This window comes from Curvibacter fontanus (assembly GCF_054780335.1).
The window spans coordinates 157,421-177,809 of the sequence record NZ_BAAGWN010000004.1; the positions used below are offsets into that span (position 1 = coordinate 157,421).

The 20,389-nt window shown below is 65.3% G+C and carries 18 protein-coding genes; 7 read left to right on the plus strand and 11 right to left on the minus strand.

The window, feature by feature from the left end:
- Nucleotides 1-38: 38 nt before the first annotated feature.
- The 3 genes from hrpA to ACYVH8_RS02345 all read left to right on the plus strand — a co-directional run bounded on the left by hrpA (nucleotide 39) and on the right by ACYVH8_RS02345 (nucleotide 6,036).
- Nucleotides 39-4,163, plus strand: a complete 4,125-nt coding sequence (gene hrpA / locus ACYVH8_RS02335; protein ID WP_460487268.1) for an ATP-dependent RNA helicase HrpA — start codon at nucleotides 39-41, stop codon at nucleotides 4,161-4,163.
- A 140-nt stretch (nucleotides 4,164-4,303) separates the two neighbouring features.
- On the plus strand, nucleotides 4,304-5,245 hold the full coding sequence (locus tag ACYVH8_RS02340; RefSeq protein ID WP_460487379.1) for a DMT family transporter: 942 nt from the start codon (nucleotides 4,304-4,306) through the stop codon (nucleotides 5,243-5,245).
- Nucleotides 5,246-5,331: 86 nt separating this feature from the next.
- Nucleotides 5,332-6,036 carry a Rieske (2Fe-2S) protein gene (locus tag ACYVH8_RS02345; RefSeq protein WP_460487269.1) on the plus strand — a complete coding sequence of 235 codons (705 nt, stop codon included), beginning with the start codon at nucleotides 5,332-5,334 and terminating at the stop codon, nucleotides 6,034-6,036.
- Between the two features lie 34 nt (nucleotides 6,037-6,070).
- On the opposite strand, the gene ACYVH8_RS02350 is transcribed toward ACYVH8_RS02345, so the two are convergent.
- The 6 genes from ACYVH8_RS02350 to ACYVH8_RS02375 form a co-directional block, all read right to left on the minus strand.
- The gene (locus ACYVH8_RS02350) at nucleotides 6,071-6,574 is read right to left on the minus strand and encodes a hypothetical protein (protein WP_460487270.1); all 504 of its coding nucleotides are present in this window, start codon (nucleotides 6,572-6,574) and stop codon (nucleotides 6,071-6,073) included.
- A gap of 4 nt (nucleotides 6,575-6,578) precedes the next feature.
- Nucleotides 6,579-7,088: a toxin-antitoxin system HicB family antitoxin gene (locus ACYVH8_RS02355; RefSeq protein WP_460487271.1), complete on the minus strand. Its 510-nt coding sequence runs from the start codon at nucleotides 7,086-7,088 to the stop codon at nucleotides 6,579-6,581.
- Nucleotides 7,081-7,341 (minus strand): type II toxin-antitoxin system HicA family toxin, encoded by a 261-nt coding sequence (locus tag ACYVH8_RS02360; protein WP_460487272.1) that lies wholly within the window; start codon nucleotides 7,339-7,341, stop codon nucleotides 7,081-7,083. Before ACYVH8_RS02360 ends, ACYVH8_RS02355 begins: the two co-directional genes overlap by 8 nt.
- 144 nt (nucleotides 7,342-7,485) lie before the next feature.
- Nucleotides 7,486-7,947 carry a methyltransferase family protein gene (locus ACYVH8_RS02365; RefSeq protein ID WP_460487273.1) on the minus strand — a complete coding sequence of 154 codons (462 nt, stop codon included), beginning with the start codon at nucleotides 7,945-7,947 and terminating at the stop codon, nucleotides 7,486-7,488.
- Nucleotides 7,948-7,955: 8 nt separating this feature from the next.
- Nucleotides 7,956-9,113 carry a pyridoxal phosphate-dependent aminotransferase gene (locus ACYVH8_RS02370; protein WP_460487274.1) on the minus strand — a complete coding sequence of 386 codons (1,158 nt, stop codon included), beginning with the start codon at nucleotides 9,111-9,113 and terminating at the stop codon, nucleotides 7,956-7,958.
- Between the two features lie 136 nt (nucleotides 9,114-9,249).
- Nucleotides 9,250-10,203 (minus strand): CysB family HTH-type transcriptional regulator, encoded by a 954-nt coding sequence (locus tag ACYVH8_RS02375; protein ID WP_460487275.1) that lies wholly within the window; start codon nucleotides 10,201-10,203, stop codon nucleotides 9,250-9,252.
- Between the two features lie 179 nt (nucleotides 10,204-10,382).
- Here ACYVH8_RS02375 and ACYVH8_RS02380 point away from each other — a divergent pair, with 179 nt between their 5' ends.
- From ACYVH8_RS02380 to ACYVH8_RS02390, 3 genes are read left to right on the plus strand one after another with little or no spacing between them, the layout of a single operon-like run.
- The gene (locus ACYVH8_RS02380; RefSeq protein WP_460487276.1) at nucleotides 10,383-10,970 is read left to right on the plus strand and encodes a GbsR/MarR family transcriptional regulator; all 588 of its coding nucleotides are present in this window, start codon (nucleotides 10,383-10,385) and stop codon (nucleotides 10,968-10,970) included.
- Nucleotides 10,957-12,282, plus strand: a complete 1,326-nt coding sequence (locus tag ACYVH8_RS02385; protein ID WP_460487277.1) for a cytochrome ubiquinol oxidase subunit I — start codon at nucleotides 10,957-10,959, stop codon at nucleotides 12,280-12,282. Before ACYVH8_RS02380 ends, ACYVH8_RS02385 begins: the two co-directional genes overlap by 14 nt.
- Nucleotides 12,283-12,295: 13 nt before the next feature.
- On the plus strand, nucleotides 12,296-13,327 hold the full coding sequence (locus ACYVH8_RS02390) for a cytochrome d ubiquinol oxidase subunit II (protein WP_460487380.1): 1,032 nt from the start codon (nucleotides 12,296-12,298) through the stop codon (nucleotides 13,325-13,327).
- Between the two features lie 135 nt (nucleotides 13,328-13,462).
- Here ACYVH8_RS02390 and ACYVH8_RS02395 read toward each other — a convergent pair whose 3' ends face one another.
- Genes ACYVH8_RS02395 through ACYVH8_RS02405 form a run of 3 tightly spaced genes read right to left on the minus strand, consistent with a single transcriptional unit; the run spans nucleotide 13,463 to nucleotide 17,233 of the window.
- Complete coding sequence (locus ACYVH8_RS02395; RefSeq protein ID WP_460487278.1) at nucleotides 13,463-14,509, minus strand: XdhC family protein; 1,047 nt, start codon at nucleotides 14,507-14,509, stop codon at nucleotides 13,463-13,465.
- A gap of 4 nt (nucleotides 14,510-14,513) precedes the next feature.
- A complete protein-coding gene (locus tag ACYVH8_RS02400) occupies nucleotides 14,514-16,748 on the minus strand; it encodes a xanthine dehydrogenase family protein molybdopterin-binding subunit (RefSeq protein WP_460487279.1) in 2,235 nt (744 codons plus the stop codon).
- A gap of 11 nt (nucleotides 16,749-16,759) precedes the next feature.
- On the minus strand, nucleotides 16,760-17,233 hold the full coding sequence (locus ACYVH8_RS02405; protein ID WP_460487280.1) for a (2Fe-2S)-binding protein: 474 nt from the start codon (nucleotides 17,231-17,233) through the stop codon (nucleotides 16,760-16,762).
- A 307-nt stretch (nucleotides 17,234-17,540) separates the two neighbouring features.
- On the opposite strand from ACYVH8_RS02405, the gene ACYVH8_RS02410 reads away from it, so the two are divergent.
- On the plus strand, nucleotides 17,541-18,452 hold the full coding sequence (locus ACYVH8_RS02410; RefSeq protein WP_460487281.1) for an AraC family transcriptional regulator: 912 nt from the start codon (nucleotides 17,541-17,543) through the stop codon (nucleotides 18,450-18,452).
- 9 nt (nucleotides 18,453-18,461) lie between these two features.
- Here the strand turns inward: ACYVH8_RS02410 and ACYVH8_RS02415 are convergent, their stop codons facing one another.
- On the minus strand, nucleotides 18,462-19,637 hold the full coding sequence (locus ACYVH8_RS02415) for a multidrug effflux MFS transporter (RefSeq protein ID WP_460487282.1): 1,176 nt from the start codon (nucleotides 19,635-19,637) through the stop codon (nucleotides 18,462-18,464).
- Nucleotides 19,638-19,703: 66 nt separating this feature from the next.
- On the minus strand, nucleotides 19,704-20,348 hold the full coding sequence (gene trhA, locus ACYVH8_RS02420) for a PAQR family membrane homeostasis protein TrhA (RefSeq protein WP_460487283.1): 645 nt from the start codon (nucleotides 20,346-20,348) through the stop codon (nucleotides 19,704-19,706).
- Nucleotides 20,349-20,389: the final 41 nt, after the last annotated feature.

A 20,389-nucleotide genomic window follows, 5' to 3' on the forward strand; every position in this document is an offset into this window, starting at 1 on the left:
GCGCGATATCTTAAGTCTCCGCCGAGAAGTATCCTCCTTTGAGTTCCTCCCCCCTGAAAATCGAGTTCCCCGAGTCGCTGCCGGTGTCGGCCAAACGCGACGAGATCACGGCCGCGCTGCAGGCGCATCAGGTCATCATCGTCTGCGGCGAGACCGGTTCCGGCAAGACCACGCAGCTGCCCAAGATCGCCCTGGCCATGGGGCGCGGTCAGCGCCCCATTCCAAATTCTGGCGGGGCAAGCTCAACGACCCGTGCTCAGCGCGGCCGGCTCATCGGCCACACCCAGCCGCGCCGTATCGCCGCGAGTTCGGTGGCCAAGCGCATCGCCGAGGAGCTCAAGACCCCGCTGGGCGAGGTGGTGGGCTACAAGGTGCGTTTCCAGGACCGCCTGTCCAAGGACGCCTCCGTCAAGCTCATGACCGACGGCATCCTGCTGGCCGAGACGCAGACCGATCCGCTGCTGCAGGCCTACGACACCCTCATCATCGACGAGGCGCACGAGCGCAGCCTCAACATCGACTTCCTGCTGGGCTACCTGCGCCAGATCCTGCCGCGCCGGCCCGATCTCAAGATCGTGGTCACCTCGGCCACCATCGATGCCGACCGTTTTGCCCAGCACTTTGCAAGCAGCAAGGGGCCCGCGCCGGTGATCATGGTCTCCGGCCGTACCTTTCCGGTCGAGCAGCGCTGGCGGCCCTACGAGGAAAGCCGCGATTACGACCTGAACGACGCCATCGCCGACGGGGTGGATGAGCTATGGGCCGGTAATGCGGGTGGCGACATCCTGGTGTTTTTGCCCGGTGAACGCGAAATCCGCGAGGCCGCCGACCACCTGCGCAAACACCTCAGCCACAACGCCATCACCCGCAATGCCGAAGTGCTGCCGCTCTTCGCCCGCCTGAGCCAGGCCGAGCAGGACCGCGTGTTCGACAGCCACAGCGGCCGGCGCATCGTGCTGGCCACCAACGTGGCCGAAACCTCGCTCACGGTGCCCGGCATCCGCTACGTGATCGACGCGGGAACGGCCCGCGTCAAGCGCTACAGTTTCAGGAGCAAGGTCGAGCAGCTGATGGTCGAGCCGGTCAGCCAGGCCGCCGCCAACCAGCGGGCCGGCCGTTGCGGCCGTGTGGCCAACGGCATCTGCATCCGCCTCTACGACGAGAAGGACTTTGCCGGGCGCGAGCGTTTCACCACGCCCGAAATCCTGCGCTCCTCGCTGGCCGGCGTCATCCTGCGCATGAAGTCCCTGCACCTGGGTGTGGTGGAAGACTTCCCCTTTCTGGAAATGCCCTCGGGCCGCGCCATTGCCGACGGCTACCAGCTGCTGGCCGAACTGGGCGCGGTGGACGAAGCCAACGAGCTCACGCCCATGGGTCGCGAACTGGCCAAACTGCCGCTGGACCCGCGCGTGGGCCGCATGATCCTGGAAGCCAAGGCCCGCGGCGCGCTGGAGGAGGTGCTGGTCATCGCCAGCGCCCTCAGCGTGCAGGACGTGCGCGACCGCCCCATGGAGATGCAGACCCAGGCCGACCAGGCCCACGCCAAGTTCGACGATGAGAAGAGCGAGTTCACGGGGTACCTCAAGCTCTGGAAGTGGATCAACGATGCTAGAGGCGGGCTGCCCTCACCCCAACCCTCTCCCAAAGGGAGAGGGGGTGAAAACCCCTCAGGCGTTTCACTCCCTCCCCCTCTGGGGGAGGGCAGGGGTGGGGGCACGCCGACCCATAAGCTGTCCAACCGCCAGTACGAACAGCTGCTGCGCCAGAACTTCGTCAACATCCGCCGTGTGCGCGAATGGCGCGATATCCACAGCCAGCTGCTGACCGTGGTGACCGAACACGGGTGGCTACGCCCGGCGCCGGGCCGCCCCAAGCAGGGCGTGGCCCCCTCGGGGGGCAGCGACGACGCGCAGCGCGGAGCGTGGGGGCAACATTTCAACACGGCCCCGGCCAGCTACGAACAGCTGCACCTGTCCATGCTGGCCGGCCTGCTGGGCAACGTGGGCTGCAAGCTGGACCCTTCGACAGGCTCGGGGCAGGCGGATTCCAGCGGCGAGTACCTGGGCGCGCGCGGCATCAAGTTCCACCGCCATCCCGGGGCTCACCTGAGCAAGAAGCCGGGCCGCTGGATCGTGGTGGCGGAACTGGTGGAGACCACGCGCCTGTTCGGCCGTGGTATCGCCGCCATCGAACCGCAGTGGATCGAGCAGGTGGCCGGCCATCTGCTCAAGAAACAGCTGCTGGACCCGCATTGGGAAAAGAAGGCGGCCGAGGTGGTGGCCCTGGAGCGCGCGACGCTCTACGGCATCGTGGTCTACAGCGGGCGGCGCATCAACTACGGCCGGGTGGACCCCGTGGCCGCGCGCGAAATCTTCATCCGCGAAGGCATCGTGGGCGGCGAGTGGGAAACCAAGCTGCCTTTCATCGCCGCCAACGAGAAGCTGATCCGTCAGGTCGAGGAGCTGGAGCACAAATCGCGCCGGCAGGACGTGCTGGTGGACGACGAACTCATCTACGCCTATTACGACCAGCAGCTGCCGGCCGACATCTGCAGCGGCTTCGAGTGCGAGCGCTGGTACCGCGAAGAAAGCAAGAAGAACCCCCAGCTGCTGCAGCTCACGCGCGAAGAGCTCATGCGTCACGAGGCCGCGGGCATCACCAGCAACGCCTTCCCCAAGACCCTGCGCCTGGGCGGTGTGGACTGCGCTGTCAGTTACCTGCACGAACCCGGCGACCCGCGCGACGGCCTGACGGTCAGCGTGCCGCTGTTCGTGCTGAACCAGGTCAACGAGGAGCGTTGCGAGTGGCTGGTGCCCGGCATGCTCAAGGACAAGATACAGGCCCTGCTCAAGAGCCTGCCGCAGCGCCCGCGCAGCCGCTTTGTGCCCTTGCCCGAATCGGCCGCCAGGCTGGCGGAGACCCTGGGCACGCCCGAGGCCTTCGGCCGTGGCGGCCTGACCGACGCGCTGCTCAGACTAGTGCGCGACATCACCAGCCTGGACGTCAAGCGCGCGGACTTCAAGTTCGACATGCTGGCGCCCCACCTGTTCATGAACTTCCGTGTGGTGGACGAACACGGCCGCCAGATGGGCACGGGCCGCAACCTCGGTGCGCTCAAGGCCGAACTGGGCGCGCAGGCGCGCGGCGCTTTCCAGGCGCTGGCGGCGTTGAAGGTTGCAGCAACCACGACAGCATCTTTCCCCTCTCCCTCCGGGAGAGGGCAGGGTGAGGGAAGCGCTGATCGAGTGCTGGGCCCTCACCCCAGCCCTCTCCCCAAGGGAGAGGGAGCGAAGGCACAGCCCACCGTGCCCGCAGACCAGCGCTACACCGGCTGGACCTTTGGCGAGCTGCCCGAGCTCATGGAGATTCGCAAGGGCGGGCAGACCCTGATCGGCTTCCCGGCCCTGATCGACCTGGGCGAGGCCGTGGGCATCGAGGTCTTCGACGAGCCCGAGGTCGCCGCGGCCAAACACCGTGGGGGCCTACGCCGCCTGTTTGCCCTGCAGATCAGGGACGCGCTCAAGTACCTGGAAAAAAACATCCCCGAGCTGCAGAAAATGGCCGTGGCCTATATGCCCCTGGGCACCATGGAAGAGTTGCGCGCCCAGATCACCGACGTGGCGCTGGAGCGCGCCTTCCTGCTCGACCCGCTGCCGGCCAACGAATTCGACTTCAAGCGCCGGCTGGAAGAGGGCCGGGGGCGCCTGACCCTAATCGCCAACGAGGTGGCGCGTCTGGCCGGTGTCATTCTTGTGGAGTACGCCGCTGCCGCGCGCAAGATCAAGGACACGAAAAATGCGCCCGAGGCCACGGCTGATTGTGCGCAGCAGCTGCAACGCCTGTGCCCCAAGCGTTTCATCGCCCAGACGCCCTGGCCCCAGCTGCAGCACTTCGCGCGTTACCTCAGGGCCGTCACCCTGCGCCTGGACAAATACCGCGCCGACCCTGCGCGTGACACCACCCGCCTGGCCGAGCTGCGCCCGCAGGAGCAGCGCTACTGGCGCCTGGTGGCCGAGCGCAAGGGCGTGATGGACGAGCGCCTGCAGGAGTTCCGCTGGCTGCTGGAGGAACTGCGCGTGAGCTTCTTTGCGCAGGAATTGCGCACACCGCAGCCGGTGAGTGTGAAGCGCCTTGATAAAGCGTGGTCTCAATTGACCAGTTGAGAGACGCTCCGTTCGGGCTGAGCCTGTCGAAGCCCTTCGACGAGCTCAGGGTGAACGGAGTGGCATCGCTCGAAGGCTTTCGAGGAAAACCAGTCCCTCGCGCGACGGCAATTACTAAGCATTCCTACTAAACTCAGGTGATGCGCGTCAAGGGGCAAGACAAACTCAAACCGCACCGCAGCCCCTGGCGCCGGCGCCTGGACCTGACGCGGCACCGCGCGGGCCGGCTGGATCCCACGGTCCAGGGCCTGCTCTGGTCCACCGCGGCCGGCCTGTGTTTTGTCATGCTCAACACCATGACGCGTTACCTCACCACGCAGATCCCGCCGCTGCAGTCGCAGTTCCTGCGCTACCTCTGCGGCGTCATCGTGCTGCTGCCCCTGGTGCTGCGCGGCGGGCTGGCGGCCTGGATGCCCAAGAACATCGTCGGGCAGTTCCAACGCGGCCTGGTTCACACCACGGGCCTGGCCATCTGGTTCACGGCCATTCCGCACATCTCCCTGTCCGACACCACGGCCATGGGCTTCACCACGCCCATCTTCATCATGATCGGCGCCTGGCTCTTTCTGCGTGAACCCATGCGCTGGGAGCGCTGGCTGGCCGCGGGCATCGGCTTTGCCGGGGTGATCATCGTCGTCGGGCCCAATCTGACGGGCGCGGGCGGCTGGTGGAACCTGGTCATGCTTTCCACGGCGCCCATGTTCGCGGCCTCCTTCCTCATCAGCAAGGCGCTCACGCGTTATGAGCCGGCGGGGGTCATCGTGCTCTGGCAGTCCATCACCGTCACCCTCCTGAGCCTGCCGCTGGCCCTGTTCGACTGGCAGGCCGTCACGGCCGTGCAGTGGGCCGGTTACCTGCTCTGCGGCCTGCTGGGCAGCGGCGCGCACTACCTGCTCATGCGCTCCTACACCGTGGCCGACATCTCGGCCACGCAGTCCGTGAAGTTCCTGGACCTGGTCTGGGCCGCGCTGATGGGCTGGCTGGTTTTTGCCGATGTGCCTACGAGCCACTCCATGATCGGCGGCCTCATCATCGCGGGCTCCACGCTGTGGATCGCACGGCGCGAGTCACGCCGCCCCTGACAAGCCCGCTTGACGGGCCGCTGCCGCGCCGATAAATTGGTCTGCAGCCGGCCATCCTGCCGGTTCTTTCTGAGTGGGGTGCGCCCATGGACCGTCGCCAGTTCGTCGAATCCTGTTCCACCAGCGTGGCCTGCCTGACGGCGGCCGTGGCCCTGCCGGCCTTCGGCGCCGACGCCAAGCCCAAGAGTTATTCCCGCGTGCTGTTGAGCAACGAGTTCGGCGACCCGATCCAGGCCAGCCAGCTCAAGGCCCAGACCAACTACGTTTTCCACTACCCCTTCGAGGCCACGCCGGTTTTCCTGCTGAACCTGGGCAAACCCGCGCAAGCGCAGCCCCTGAGTACCAAGAGCAAGGACAGCTACACCTGGCCCGGCGGCGTAGGGCCGCAACGTAATATCGTGGCCTTCAGCGCCATCTGCGCGCACCAGCTGGTCTACCCCACGCAGCAGGTGAGCTTCATCAGCTTTCGCAAGAGCAAGGCCAAGAAGGGCGTCGCGGACAACCTGATCCATTGCTGCGCCGAGCACAGCCAGTACGACCCGGCCCAGGGCGCACGTGTGCTCAACGGCCCGGCCGAACAGCCTCTGTGCGCCGTGCTGCTGGAGCACGATCCCACAGCCGACACCTTGACGGCCTACGCCACGCTGGGTGGCGAGCTGTTCGACGAGTTCTTCCGCAAGTACGAGTTCAAGCTGAGCCTGGACGTGGGGCCCAAGGCCAGGAACGCGGTGGCCGGCAAGGCGGCGGTGCGGGAGCTGGAGAAGTTTTGTCGGAATCCGATTCAGTGCTGATGGTTCGGGCTTGATTCCTTAGTGCCGCTATTGGTCAATCGGGATGAAGCGGTCGAATCTCAATTTCCTCCGTGAACTTATGGCCATCTACCTCAATATGGATAGGCTGTTTACCAAAAGCTAAGACTGGGAATGGTTGAGCTTTCGCAATGACGTTGTATGAGGTTTTTTGCTTCGCAATCTCAAACTCCTTTACCTGAACGCCACCTTTTAATTGACCTCCTAGCTCAAAAGAAATTTCCGCACGATGTTTCCCCGTAGGTGCGGATATGGTGAACATGAAAGTGAGGCTCGCAAGGCCCAAGGGTGATTCTCTGGTTGGCTTAACGTCCTTCGGTGCGTTAACCACAATTACGTTGTCGGAATAAAAGCCAATAAGCATTGGCTTTCCATCGCCGTCAATACGAATGTCATCTGCGCAGAAAAATCGAATCGTGTAATCGCTCCGAAGCCACGCGGCTTTTTTCGAGCTGACTGAACGCTTCGCGACAGCTTTACCGGTGGGGATTTTGTGGGGCATTGATTTCTTCGTGGCCATACGCTTACTGCTGAGCTGTTGTTCCAACAGTGGTCAGATTTACTTTGGATTTCTCCAGCCGAATTTGTCTTACTGGATTTGCGACGAGTGTTGATCCAGAAATTAGTTGGCTGCTAGGAATGAGATATTCACTGGGAACCGCAAACCTCCTGTGCTCAGCAATTGAATTGCCTGCATCGAAGCCAATTTTCAGATGAATTGCACTCAAGATGTAGCTGTTTAGGCTCTGGCCTGCCGCATCAGCTAACTCAGCGACGGTTTCATGCAAGGATGAGCCGAGGCGTAATAGATATTTCCCACTACGTTTGGCATCAACATTTAGTGGGATAGGAGGAGGCACCGGATTGCCTGCGGCTAACGCAGCGTCTATCCAAGCCTCGATTGCTAGCTCAATCTCCGTTGCGGCCTCTGCTGGGGTTTCGCCGAAAGCCGAACAACCATCGAGTTCCGGTGCAACTGCGATGTAACCTTGATCTTCAGGGCTGTAGCTGATTGAGATTCGATACTTATTCATCAGGCTGATCCAAATATTCGGGATGTTCCCGGATGTAATTCGCAAGTTGCTTGGCTTGATAGGTTGGAATCGTTCCATTCCTATTCTGAAAGTTCGGCTGCCAAGGCTCCCCTGGTTTGGAAAAGGTTGTGTGTGAGCCTCTTATCCCGCGAAAAGTAAAGCCCAGAAGCTCTGCTGCCTTGCAGGCATCACTGAATCGGACATCGCGTTGGTTGGCAAGGATGGCGAGAAGCAGCTTTTGCTTTTTGGTCACACAGTGATATTACCAGCAATATCAATGAAGGCAAGAAGAAGTGCGTCGCTAGCCCACAGGGGGACGCCCGTTACGGCCCACCACAGTCATTTTTCGCCGGAGTGGCTCAATGCTCCGTTCCGCAGTAACCCTATGCAATATTGGTCAGTAGACCCAAGGCACAAACCGCTTGGTCTGCTCCCGGTAATGCACGTACCCCGGATGCTGCGCCAGCATCCAGCGTTCTTCCAGGGTGGACTTGAACCACAGCACCAGCGAGAGTGCCCACCAGGCCAGCCAGGCTACCTCGCTGGCGGCGGTCCAGGCCAGGGCCAGGGCGCCGAGCAGGAAGGCGGTGTACATGGGGTGGCGGATCCAGCCGTAGGGCCCCGTGGTGATCAGGGTGCCACCCACGCGCGGGCGGGGATGGATGTTGAAGTTGCCCGGCCGGTTGGCGCGCAGGGTCCAGCCGAACAGCAACAGGGCAGCCGCGGCTGCGGCCCAGGCGAGCAGCGGGATGGCCCCGTTCTCCACGGCGGGCCAGGCCAGCAGGGCCAGCACGCCCAGCAGGCCGAACTGCAGGAGCACCAGCCCCGAACCGAGCCACAGGCGTTGACGTTCGTTCATGTACTACCTCACAGTTTGGCCAGCCGCTCCAGCGCGGTGTTCAGTGTCTCATCCTTCTTCGCAAAACAGAAGCGCACCACCTTCTGGTCGAAGCCGTTGCCGTAGAAGGCCGAGAGCGGGATGGCGGCCACGCCGATCTCGGTGGTGAGCCACTTGCAGAACTCGGCCTCGCCCAGGTCGCTCACGGCCGAGATGTCCACGCACTGGAAGTAGGTGCCCTGGCCGGGCAGCATCCTGAAACGCGTTTTCTTCAGCCCTTCGCGGAACAGGTCGCGCTTGCGCTGGTAGAAGGCGGGCAGGTCCAGGTAGGGCCGCGGGTCGGCCATGTAGGCGGCCAGGCCGTGCTGCACCGGGGTGTTGACGGTGAAGACGTTGAACTGGTGCACCTTGCGGAACTCGGCGGTGAGCGGTGCGGGGGCGGCCACGTAGCCCACTTTCCAGCCGGTGACGTGGTAGGTCTTGCCGAAGCTGCTGACGATGAAGCTGCGCGCGGCCAGCGCGGGGAAACGCGCCGCGCTTTCGTGCTGCTTGCCGTCGAACACCATGTGCTCGTAGACCTCGTCGCTGATGACCAGCACGTCCGTCGGGTCCAGCAGCTCCTGCAGCTGCAGCATTTCCTCTTTCGTCCAGACCATGCCGCTGGGGTTGTGCGGGCTGTTGATGAGGATGGCCCGCGTCCTGGGCGTGATGGCGGCGGCGATCTTGCCGAAATCGGGGCGGAAGGTGCCGGGTGTGAGGGGCACGCGCACCACCTTGCCGCCGGCCAGTTCGATGTTGGGCACATAGCTGTCGTAGCAGGGCTCCAGCACGATGACCTCGTCGCCCGGGTGCACGATGGCCAGGATGATGGTCAGGATCGCCTGGGTGGCGCCGGCGGTGATGGTGATCTCGGTGTTGGCGTCGTAACGGTGGCCGTAGATGGCTTCCACCTTCTTCGCGATGGCCTCCCGCAGCGCGGGCACGCCCGTCATGGGCGGGTACTGGTTCAGGCCGCCCTTCATGGCCTGGGTCACCGCGTCCACCAGGCGCGGGTCGCCCTCGAAATCCGGGAAACCCTGGCCCAGGTTGACCGCGCCTTTTTCCGTGGCCAGGGCGGACATGACGGTGAAGATGGTGGTGCCGACGGCGGGCAGGCGGCTCTGGAGGGCGGGTGTGGTCGGATTCATGGAGAGAAAGAAGATGCAGGGGTTGTGATGTCTTGATCAGGGCTCCCGTGGAACCGGCTGGGCCGGGCCACCGGGAGCGTCCCCCCGCCACCGAAGGATGAGCGGGGGGATGGCGCGCAGCGCCTCAGGGGGGAGCTTACAGCTCATATTCCGTGTGCTCGCCGCGCATCACGCGCGCCACGAGCTCGCGCTGCAGGCGTTCGCTGAGCAGCTCGGCGAATTCGTAGACGAAGTTGCGCAGGTAGGCGCCTTTTTTGAAGGCCACGCGCGTGACGTTCTTGCCGAAGAGGTGGCCCAGGGGGCGCACCACCAGCTCCTCGGTGCCGGCCAGCACGGGCATGTTGCGCACGGCCATCTCGGCCACCAGGCCCAGGCCCATGCCGAGCCTGACGTAGGTGGTGATGACGTCGGAGTCGATGGCTTCGAGCACCACATTGGGCGTGAGCTTGCGCTGGGCAAAAGCCTGGTCGATGCGGGTGCGGCCGGTGAAGGTGGGGTGGTAGGTGATGAGCGGTTCGGCGGCCAGGTCTTCCAGGCTCAGGCGTTCCTTGGCGGCCAGCGGGTGGCTGGCGGGCAGCACCAGCATGTGCTCCCACTCATAACAGGGCAGGGTGACGAGTTCGCCGTAGTTGGCCAGCGACTCGGTGGCGATGCCGATCTCGGCCACTTCGTCGATCAGCATGCGCGCCACCTGGTCCGGATTGCCCTGGTGCAGCGAAAGGTTGACCTTGGGCCAGGCCGCGCGCAGCCTGGCCACGGGCTCGGGCAGCACGTAGCGCGCCTGGGTGTGGGTGGTGGCGATGGAGAGGGTGCCGCTGTCCTGCGCGCTGTACTGCTCGCCGATGCGGCGCAGATTGCCCACCTCGCGCATGATGAGCTCGATGCTCTTGAGCACCTGCTGACCGGGTTCGGTGATACGCTTGAGGCGTTTGCCGTGGCGGGCAAAGATGTCGATGCCCAACTCTTCTTCGAGTTCGATGATGGCCTTGGACACACCCGGCTGCGAGGTGTGCAGGGCCTTGGCGGCTTCGGTCAGGTTCAGCTTGTGCCGGGCCGCCTCCTGGACGAAGCGGAATTGGTGCAGGTTCATGGTGAATTCCGGATAAAACCGGGTTTTATTATGCCTCGTGAGTCTATAAGAGGATGAATGTACGGGCTGTATCCCATCGGCCGAGTCCAATAGCCCTTGAATTGAGTCAAGGTCTTGCGTACTCGGATTCAATATTTCCTGATATTTCAGAAGATACTGAAAATTCAGAAAGATCTGGCATGAAGCTTCCGCCCCTCACGCAACGGTTTGTGCTGCATTTCGGCGAAATGGGCAGCCGCTGGGGCATCAACCGCACGGTCGGCCAGATTTACGCGCTGCTCTACGTGTCGGCCCAGCCGCTGAATGCCGACGAGATCGGGGAGGCGCTGGCTTTTTCGCGCTCCAACGTGAGCATGGGGCTCAAGGAGCTGCAGTCCTGGAGTCTGGTGCGCCTGATCCACCGGCCCAAGGATCGGCGCGAATACTTCCAGGCGCCCGAGGACGTGTGGGCCATCTTCCGCACCCTGGCCCATGAGCGTCGCAAGCGCGAGGTGGACCCCACCCTGTCCATGTTGCGCGAGGCCCTTTTGGAGCAGCCGGGCACGGCCGAGGACATCCACGCGCGGGAGCGCATGCGGCAGATGCACAGCTTCATCGAGCTGATGACCAACTGGCTGGACGATGTGCAGAAGATGGATTCCGACACCCTGGTCAGCCTGATGCAGATGGGGGCCAAGGTGCAGAAGCTGCTGGAAATGAAGGAGCGCGTGAAAAACGCGTTCACCCCGAGCAAACACAATGGAGTGATCAGCCATGGACAGCCTTGACCCGATCGTGCTGGCGCGCATCCAGTTTGCGGCCAACATCAGCTTTCACATCCTGTTCCCGACCATCAGCATCGGCATGGGCTGGGCGCTGCTGTTTTTCAAGACGCGCTTCAACACCACGGGCCAGGCGCACTGGATGGAGGCCTACCAGTTCTGGGTGAAGGTGTTCGCCCTGACCTTCGCGCTGGGCGTGGTCAGCGGCATCACCATGAGCTTCCAGTTCGGCACCAACTGGCCGGGATTCATGAACACCGTGGGCAATGTGGCCGGGCCGCTGCTGGCCTATGAGGTGCTGACGGCATTTTTCCTGGAGGCGACGATGCTGGGCATCATGCTCTTCGGGCGCGGCCGCGTGAGCGAAAGGGTGCACACCATTGCCACCTTCCTCGTGGCCGCGGGCACCACGGCCTCGGCCTTCTGGATTCTGGCGCTCAACTCCTGGATGCACACACCGGCCGGCTTTGAGATGATCGACGGCAAGGCGCATGTGACGAGCTGGCTGGAGGTGATCTTCAACCCCTCCTTCCCCTACCGCATGACACACATGCTCCTGGCCTCGGGCCTGACGGTGGCCTTCCTGCTGACGGGTTTGAGCGCCTACCGCTGGCTCAAGGGCGACAGGGGGGCGACGGTGCAGGCCAGTCTGCGCACCGGCCTCTATGTCGCGGCGCTGCTGATTCCCCTGCAGATCGTGGTGGGAGACATGCATGGCCTGAACACCCTGCAGCACCAGCCCGCCAAGCTGGCCGCCATGGAGGGTCTCTGGGAGACGCAGAAGGGCGCGCCGGCCGTGCTGTTTGCCTTGCCTGATCAGACCACGCAGAGCAACCGCTATGAAGTCGCTATCCCGAAGCTCGCGTCTTTTTATCTGACGCATGACTGGGACGGCGAGATCAAGGGCCTGAAGGATTTCGGCCAGGAGCATCCGCCTGTGGCGCCGGTGTTCTGGGCTTTCCGCACCATGGTGGGGGTGGGCCTGCTGATGCTGGCGGTGAGCTGGCTGGGCGTGTGGCAGGTGCGCAAGCGCGGCCTGCAGACCTGGCTGGCGCGCGTGCTGGTGGGTATGACTTTCTCGGGTTGGGTGGCGCTGCTGGCGGGTTGGTACGTGACCGAGATCGGGCGCCAGCCCTGGCTGGTGTACGGCGTGCTGCGCACGGCGCAGGCCGCTTCGCAGGTCCCGGCCCAAAACATCGCTTTCACACTGGTGATGTACCTTGTTCTGTATGCCGCGCTGCTGGCGGCCTATGTCAGCGTGGTGTTTCATCTGGCGCGCAAGGCCGCCAAGACCGAGATGGAGGTGAGCCATGCTTGATGCCACGAATGTTGTGCTGAGCCTGCCGGACCTGAGCCAGCCCGCAGGCTGGTTGCCCCTGGTGTTTGCGCTGGTGATGGCCCTGGCCATGCTGGCCTATGTGATCCTGGACGGCTACGACCTGGGTGTGGGGGTGCTGCTGCGACGCGCCGATGACGAGGCGCAGAAGGACACCATGATCGCGAGCATCGGTCCCTTCTGGGACGCCAACGAGACCTGGCTGGTGCTGGGCGTGGGCGTGCTGCTGGTGGCGTTTCCGCTGGCGCACGGGGTGATTCTGGGGGCGCTGTACCTGCCGGTGGCGCTGATGCTGGTGGGGCTGACGTTGCGCGGCGTGGCCTTTGACTTCCGCGTGAAGGCGCGCGCCGAGCACAAGCACCTGTGGGACCGGGCGTTTTATGCAGGCTCCACGCTGGCGTCCTGGTCGCAGGGTTTCATGCTGGGCGGCCTGGTCACCGGTTTTGCCACCGACTGGGGCAGCCGCGTGTTTTCGGCGTTGATCGGCCTGTGCCTGATGGCGGCCTACTGCCTGCTGGGGGCGGGCTGGCTCATCATGAAGACCGAGGGCGTGCTGCAGCTCAAGGCCGTGCGCTGGGCGCAGGGCAGCCTGTGGCTGACCGCGGCGGGCATTGCCGCGATTTCGCTGGCCACGCCCTGGGTCAGCGAACGCATCTTCGACAAGTGGTTCAGCTTTCCGAACGTGGTGCTGTTGCTGCCGATCCCGGCCGTGACCGCGGCCCTGTTCGTGGTGATCGCGCGCAGCCTCAGGCGACTGCCCCTGCGCCTGCAGCAGGGCAATCAGTACGGTGTGGCCGTGCCCTTTGCCAGCACGGTGGGCATCTTCCTGCTGGCCTTTTATGGCCTGGGCTACAGCCTGTTTCCCTGGCTGGTGGTGGACAGGCTCACGATCTGGCAGGCCGCCAGTTCGCCCGAGGCTCTGCTGGTGATCCTCTACGGTGTGGCCGTGGTGCTGCCGGTGATCATCGGCTACACGGTGTACGCCTACCGGGTGTTCTGGGGCAAGAGCACGGAGCTGAAGTACTGAGGACGGTGCCGGCAGATGACACCTTGACCGGTGTCCTTTGCAGAGGCCTGGACGTGCAAGCACGGCAGCCGTTACCCCATCACGACGGGCGCCGGGCCGGACCTGACGGAAGCGCTGCCGCGGCGGCGGGGCCCTTCAGACCGCGCAGCCTGCGCTCAGAGCAGCTTCAGCATCGGGCCTGTCCTGTGCCAGCTTGCCCTGCGCAGCTTGCAGGGGCCGGGCGAGCCTTGCGCCGTTTTTCACCGCCACCACCTCCGCCATGATGGACAGGGCGATTTCGGCCGGTGTCTTGCTGCCGATGTCGAGCCCTGCCGGGCCATGCAGGGTGTCCAGCGTTGCTTCGGGGATGTCGAAGTGCAGGCGCAGCCTTTCGCGGCGTTGCGCGCTGTTGCGGCGCGAGCCGATGGCTCCCACGTAAAAAGCCTGCGACTGCAGCGCGTCGATCAGCGCCAGGTCGTCGAGCTTGGGGTCGTGCGTGAGGGCGACCACGGCGGTGCGGGTATCGGGCTTGAGTCGCAGGATCAGGTCGTCGGGCATCTCGTGTGTGAGTGTCACGCCGTCCATGGCCCAGCTCGCGCGGTGTTCCTCGCGCGGGTCGCAGACGACAACCTCGAAGCCCAGGCTCAGGGCCATCTGGCTCATGAAGCGCGAGAGGTCGCCTGCGCCGATGAGGATGAGGCGGGCCTGCGGGCCGAGGTAGGTGGTCAGGGTGTCGTCGTCCAGCTGCGGCAGGCCATCACGCCGGCCCGGGCGCAACTGTACCTGGCCGCTCTTCAGGTCCAGCACGCGTTCGGTGCTGTGCCATTGCTCGCAGGCCGTGAGCAGCTCGTCCAGGCGGCTGTGCGGCGCCACGCGCTCCAGCACCAACTCCACCGTGCCGCCACAGGGCAGGCCGAAGCGGTGGGCCTGGTCGGCCGAGATGCCGTAGCGCAGCACCGTGGGCGCGGCGCCGGTCATGGCGGCTTCCATGCCGCCCTCGCGGATGCGGTGGATCAGGTCGTCCTCGATGCAGCCGCCCGAGACCGAGCCCACGGTCTCGCCGCGGCTGTTGATGGCCATGAGCGAGCCGGGCGGGCGCGGCGAGGAGCCCCAGGTGCGGGCCACGGTGACGAGCACCACGGCCTGCCCCTCAGTCTGCCAACGCTGCGCCGTGCGCAGGACCAGGGTGTCGAGATCCTCCATGGGCTCAGGCCAGCTTGAAGGGCAGCTCGCGCGGCGTCTTGCCGGTCAGGCGTGCGATGGCGTTGGCAAAGGCCGGGGCCAGCGGGGGCAGGCCAGGCTCGCCCATGCCGGTGGGCGGCTCGGCGCTGGGCACCACGTGCACGGCAAACGCGGGCATGTAGGTGATGCGCGGCACCGCAAAATCGCCGAAGTTGCTCTGCTGCACCTCGCCGTCCTTGAGCGTGATGGCGGCACCCGGCAAGCACATGGACAGGCCCATAAGCGCTGCGCCCTGCACCTGGGCTTCCACGGTGCGCGGGTTCACCACCAGGTTGCAGTGCACGCCGGCCGTCACACGGTGCAGCACGGGCTGGCCGTCCTTGACCGAAGCTTCGACCACATAAGCCACCACGGTGTTGAAGGACTCGTGCACGGCCACGCCCCAGGCGTGGCCCTTGGGCAGGGCCTTCTTGCCGTAGCCGCTCTTGTCCACGGCCAGTTGCAGCGCGGCGCGATGGCGCGGGTGCTTGTCTGCTATGAGTTGCAGGCGGTAGGCCACCGGGTCCTGCTGGGTGGCGCGGGCGATTTCGTCAATCAGCGTTTCCATGACGTAGGCCGTGTGGGTGCTGCCCACGCTGCGCCACCAAAGCACGGGAACGTTGAGCTTGGGGTGGTGCACGGTGAGACGCATGGGCAGGGGGTAGGGATCACGCATGCCTTCCGTTGCCGTGCCGTCGATGCCGTTTTTCACCTGGAAGGCTTCGAACACGGAGCCCATGAGGATGGACTGGCCCACCACAACGTGGTCCCAGGCCAATACCTTGCCGCGTTCGTCGAAGCCGATGCGCGCGCGGTGCAGGTGCATGGGGCGGTAATAACCGCCCTTGATGTCGTCCTCACGGCTCCAGAGCGTGCGCACCGGTGCGTTCAGGCCCGCGGCGCGCGCGGCCTTGGCGATGGCGCAGGCCTCCACCACGTAATCACTCGTGCTGGAGAAACGTCGGCCAAAGCCGCCGCCCGCCATCTGCACGTTCACCTTGACCTGCTCGGGCTTGAGCCCCAGCGTGTTTGCCGCCGCGGCAGCGTCCAGGCCTGGGCTTTGGGAGCCGAGCCACAACTCGGCTCGCCCCTCGGAAATCTGCACGGTGCAGTTCAGCGGCTCCATGGGGGCATGGGCCAGGTAGGGAAAAACAAACTCGGCTTCGATCTGTTTCGGGGCGCCGGCCAGCGGTGTCATGTCGGCGTCGAGGGCGCGCGGGCCGTTTTGACCGGCGAGTTCGCGGTACTGGGCGAGTTGTTTCTCGCTGTCCACTTTCTCGACGCCGCTCGTGTCCCACTGCAGTTGGAGCGCATCGCGGCCCTGTTTGGCCTGCCAGTAGCCCTCGGCGATAACGGCCACGCCTTCAGCGCCACGGTCCAGCGGCACACGCAGCACGGCCTTGACGCCCGCCACCGCACGTGCCGCGCTGTCATCCAGCGAGGCGAGTTTGGCACCGAAGACTGGCGGGCGCGCGATGACCGCGGTGAGCTGGCCGGGCAGGCGCACGTCGATGCCGAAGTTCTGGCGGCCGCTGCTCTTGGCCTTGGCGTCCAGGCGCGTGGTGGGCTTGCCGATGATGCGGAAGTCTTGGGGATCCTTGAGCGTGACCTTCTCGGGCACGGCCTGGGTCATGGCGGCTTCGGCCAGTTCACCGTAGCTGGCCTTGCGGCCGCCGGGGCCAAGCACCCAGCCGGCTTGCGTGCGCAGCGTGCCGATATCAACGTTCCATTGCATGGCGGCGGCCGTCAGCAGCATGGCGCGGGCGCGGGCGCCGAGTTCGCGGTATTGCGTGTAGCTGTTCTTGATCGAGTTGGATCCACCGGTGAGATGGATGCCGAACAGCGGGTCGGTATAGGCAGCGTCGTTGCTGCCGTGCCGGCTGCGCACCTTGGACCAGTCGGCGTCCAGCTCCTCGGCCAGGATCATGGGCAGTGCGGTCTGCACACCCTGGCCAAAGTCCAGGCGGTTGATGGTGACAGTGACCTCACCGTTGGCCGCGATCTGCACAAAGGCCGAAGGCTGTTCCATGGGCTTGAGGCCGGCAGCGGCTGCCGGCTGGGCGGTGGCCAGGCCGGGGTAGACACCGAGCGCCAGGCCGCCGGCCCCGGCCAGCTTGAGGAAGCTGCGGCGCGGCAGGGCGGCCATGTCGGAGGGCTCGTTGCGTGCCAGCAGGTGCTGCAGGGCGCGGGGCATGTCGTGGGGGAGGATGCTGTGCAACATGGTGTGCTCCTTCAGACGATGGCGCGGGCGGCGTCGGCGACGGCGGCGCGAATGCGGGCATAGGTGCCACAGCGGCAGATGTTGCCGGCCATGGCGCTGTCAATTTCTGCGGCCGTGGGCTGCTTGCCGCTCGGCAGGGATTTGAGGAAGGCGGTGGCGCTCATGATCTGGCCGCTCTGGCAGTAGCCGCATTGCGCCACGTCGTGCTTGACCCAGGCGGCGTGCACGGCGGCGCCCACGCGGTCTTTGCCATCGGTGACGGCTTCGATGGTGGTGATCTTGGCGCCCTGGGCCGCCGAGATGGGCGTGACGCAAGAGCGGATGGCCTGGCCGTCCAGGTGCACGGTGCAGGCGCCGCAGAGCGCCGCGCCGCAGCCGAACTTGGTCCCCGTCATGCCCAGGTTGTCACGCAGGGCCCAGAGGATGGGGGTGGAGGGATCGGTGTTGAGCGCGTGCTCGCGGCCGTTGACGTGGAGGGTGTTCATGGCAGGCGGTGCTCCTTCGCGGGTGAGGGGGTACAGGGGCGGCGCGGCTGTCGGGGCCGTGGCTGGGCGGGGAGTTACCGCCCCTTGAAGCGGTATAGCTTCCGGCAGTGCGCAGTGCAAGAAGTGTCCCCCTTCGGGTGGGCGCGCGTTTGCCGTTTTTGATCTATTTTTTGCCTTTTCCGATGGATCTCAGGAAAAAACGGGTGAGGGAAACGGAGAGGGGTACAGTGCGATCAGGGCCGCGCTGCGTCCAATTTTCCTGTGGCAACGGCGTGACACTGCCTGCCATGAACTTCCCTGAACACCCATGACGACCGTCGATACCCTGGCTCGGGAAATTGCCAAAATTGCCCAAAATGACGGCGATTACCAGACAGCCATCCCCCAGCTCCTGATGGCGCGGCGCAGTGGTCGCACCGAGCCGCTGGCCTGCATGTACACGCTCGGGCTGGCCATCGTGGCGCAGGGTGGCAAGCGGGTGGCGATGGGGGACCGGGTGATCACCTATGGGCCCGGCCAGTCCCTGCTGGTGACGGTGGATCTGCCCGTGGTCTCGCAGGTCACCCATGCCGATCTGGCTCAGCCTTTCCTGGGCATGCTGCTCAAGCTGGACATGCAGGCGCTGGTGCAACTGGCGGCCGAACTTGATTTGCCGCCCATGCCCCGGGAACAGGAGCCGCTGGCGATGTCACTGGGCCCCATGCAGGAGCCCGTGCTGGAGGCGGTGGTCCGTCTGGCCCGGCTATTGCAAGAGCCCCAGCTGATCCCCAAGGTGGCGCCGCTGATCCAGCAGGAGATCATGCTGCGCCTGCTGACCGGGCCGCATGGTCCCCACCTGCGGCACCTGATCGCGTCGGGGTCGCCGAGCCACCAGGTGGCGCAGGCTATCGCCTGGCTCAAGCTGAACTTTAGCCGCGACGTGCTGATGGACGACCTGGCCGAACGCTCGCACATGAGCCCTTCGACCTTTCGCCTGCACTTCCGCAATCTCACGGGCATGAGCCCCCTGCAGTACCAGAAGCAGCTGCGCCTGCAGGAGGCGCGGCAGTTGATGCTGACCCAGGCGCTGGATGCCAGCAGCACGGCGGCGCGTGTGGGTTATGAAAGCGTCTCGCAGTTCAACCGTGAGTACAGCCGCCAGTTCGGTGCGCCGCCGCAGCGCGACATCAGGCGCATGCGGGAGCTGCCGGGCGGCGGGGTCGTGCAGGCCCTGGGCTGAGCCGCGCGCTCAGCGCTTCAGCGTGCCGCGCACCAGCAACCAGCTCATCAGCGCCGAGCCGGCGATGCCCGCCACCATGGGCAGGGCGGTGCCGTCCACGAAGAGGCCGACCACGGCCATGACCGAGGCGCCGGTGGCGAACTGCAGTGTGCCCATGAGGGCCGAGGCGGTGCCGGCGATGGGGCCGTGGTCTTCCAGCGCCAGGATGGCGGTGGTGGGGATGATGAGCCCGAGGAAGCCGTAGCCCACAAAGAGCAGCGCCAGCAGCACGGGCAGGGCTTCCCCACCCAGCAGGAAAAAGGCCAGCAGCAGCGCCATGATCCCGGCATAGCCATGGCTGGCCACGCGCACCATGGGCTTGAGGCCGAAGCGCCGGCCCAGGCGGCCGGTCAGCTGCGACATGCCGATGAAGGAGGCCGCATTGGCCGCGAAGACGATGCTGTACTGACGCGGCGTGAGGCCGTAGTGGTCGATCAGCACGAAGGACGAATTGGCCAGGTAGGCGAAGAAGCTGGCGATGCCGAAGGAGCCGATGAAGACCAGGCCCAGGAAGTGGCGGTCGCGCAGCAGGGTGGCGTAGCCCCGGAAGGCCTGGCCCCAGCTGCTGGCGGCGCGTTGTTCGGGCGGGCGGGTCTCGCTCATCCGTGTGGCCATGAGGACCAGGCCCAGCAGGCCGATCACCAGCATGAACCAGAAGACGCTGCGCCAGCCCTGCCACTCGATCAGCAGGCTGCCGGCCAGGGGCGCGAGGATGGGCGAGACGCTGAAGACCAGCATGAGCATGGACATGAGGCGCAGGGCGTCGGCGCCGGTGTAGAGGTCACGCACCACGGCGCGCGGCACCACGGTGCAGGCGCAGGCGCCCAGGCCCTGCACGAAACGCATGACGACCAGGGTGTGGATGTCGGGCGCCAGCGCGCAGCCCACGCTGCCGATGGCAAACAGCGCCAGACCGAAGTACAGCGGCGGTTTGCGGCCGACCTGGTCCGAGACCGGGCCGTAGATCAGCTGGCCCACGCCCAGGGCGATGAAGAAGGCCATGAGGCTGGCCTGCACGGCACCGATGGAGGCGTCCAGGCTCTGCCCGATGGAGGGCAGGGCCGGCAGGTACATGTCGATGGCGAAGGGGCCGATCGCCGAGAGCAGGCCCAGGATGAGGGCGGCGCGCAGAAAGCTGTTGGTCATGGGGGCAGATGAAAAGTCAGCAGAAGGACCCGTCTTGTGGACAGACCCGTGGAGCGGCGGCCAGGTTCAGGCCGCGTAGCCGAGCACGGCGAAGAAGTGCAGACCGGTGCCCGCGGCGACGAAACCGTGCCAGACCGCATGGGCGTAGCGCACGCGGGAATCGAGCATGAAAAAGACGACCCCCACGGTATAGGCCAGCCCGCCCGCCACCAGCAGGATCAGGCCGTTGGAGGGCACGCGCTCGACCAGCGGCACGGCCGCGATCAGTACGAGCCAACCCATGGCCAGGTAGAGGCCGGTCGAGAGCCAGGGATGCGAGAGGCGGTCGAAGGCCTTGAGCGTGACGCCCGCTGCGGCCATGGCCCAGACCAGGCCAAAGAGGGTCCAGCCCCAGGCGCCGCCCATGACACCGAGGGCGAAGGGCGTGTAGCTGCCCGCGATGAAGAGGTAGATGGCGCCGTGGTCGAGTTTCATGAACACGCGCTTGGCGCGCCCCTGGGGCAGGGCGTGGTACAGCGTGGAGGTGAAATACAGCAGGACCATGGTGGCCGCGAACACGGCCGCGCCCACGATGTTCGCGGCGCTCTGCGGGCTGACCGCCACGAGGAGGATGGGAGCTGCGATCAGAGCGGCCAGCAGGGCCAGGCCGTGGCTCACGCTGTTGGCGATTTCCTCGCCCAGGGTCTGGGGACGTTCGGTCATGGAAACCATTCTCGCATGCGTGCGTGAATGGCGCGTGTCGGCTGATGCAC

Excerpts from the sequence above, each read along its gene's own strand:
- ACYVH8_RS02340 (WP_460487379.1), top strand. The coding sequence starts at position 4,304 with ATGCGCGTCAAGGGGCAAGACAAACTCAAACCGCACCGCAGCCCCTGG.
- ACYVH8_RS02345 (WP_460487269.1), top strand. The coding sequence starts at position 5,332 with ATGGACCGTCGCCAGTTCGTCGAATCCTGTTCCACCAGCGTGGCCTGC.
- ACYVH8_RS02350 (WP_460487270.1), bottom strand. The coding sequence starts at position 6,574 with ATGGCCACGAAGAAATCAATGCCCCACAAAATCCCCACCGGTAAAGCT.
- ACYVH8_RS02355 (WP_460487271.1), bottom strand. The coding sequence starts at position 7,088 with ATGAATAAGTATCGAATCTCAATCAGCTACAGCCCTGAAGATCAAGGT.
- ACYVH8_RS02365 (WP_460487273.1), bottom strand. The coding sequence starts at position 7,947 with ATGAACGAACGTCAACGCCTGTGGCTCGGTTCGGGGCTGGTGCTCCTG.
- ACYVH8_RS02370 (WP_460487274.1), bottom strand. The coding sequence starts at position 9,113 with ATGAATCCGACCACACCCGCCCTCCAGAGCCGCCTGCCCGCCGTCGGC.
- ACYVH8_RS02375 (WP_460487275.1), bottom strand. The coding sequence starts at position 10,203 with ATGAACCTGCACCAATTCCGCTTCGTCCAGGAGGCGGCCCGGCACAAG.
- ACYVH8_RS02380 (WP_460487276.1), top strand. The coding sequence starts at position 10,383 with ATGAAGCTTCCGCCCCTCACGCAACGGTTTGTGCTGCATTTCGGCGAA.
- ACYVH8_RS02385 (WP_460487277.1), top strand. The coding sequence starts at position 10,957 with ATGGACAGCCTTGACCCGATCGTGCTGGCGCGCATCCAGTTTGCGGCC.
- ACYVH8_RS02395 (WP_460487278.1), bottom strand. The coding sequence starts at position 14,509 with ATGGAGGATCTCGACACCCTGGTCCTGCGCACGGCGCAGCGTTGGCAG.
- ACYVH8_RS02400 (WP_460487279.1), bottom strand. The coding sequence starts at position 16,748 with ATGTTGCACAGCATCCTCCCCCACGACATGCCCCGCGCCCTGCAGCAC.
- ACYVH8_RS02405 (WP_460487280.1), bottom strand. The coding sequence starts at position 17,233 with ATGAACACCCTCCACGTCAACGGCCGCGAGCACGCGCTCAACACCGAT.
- ACYVH8_RS02410 (WP_460487281.1), top strand. The coding sequence starts at position 17,541 with ATGACGACCGTCGATACCCTGGCTCGGGAAATTGCCAAAATTGCCCAA.
- ACYVH8_RS02415 (WP_460487282.1), bottom strand. The coding sequence starts at position 19,637 with ATGACCAACAGCTTTCTGCGCGCCGCCCTCATCCTGGGCCTGCTCTCG.
- trhA (WP_460487283.1), bottom strand. The coding sequence starts at position 20,348 with ATGGTTTCCATGACCGAACGTCCCCAGACCCTGGGCGAGGAAATCGCC.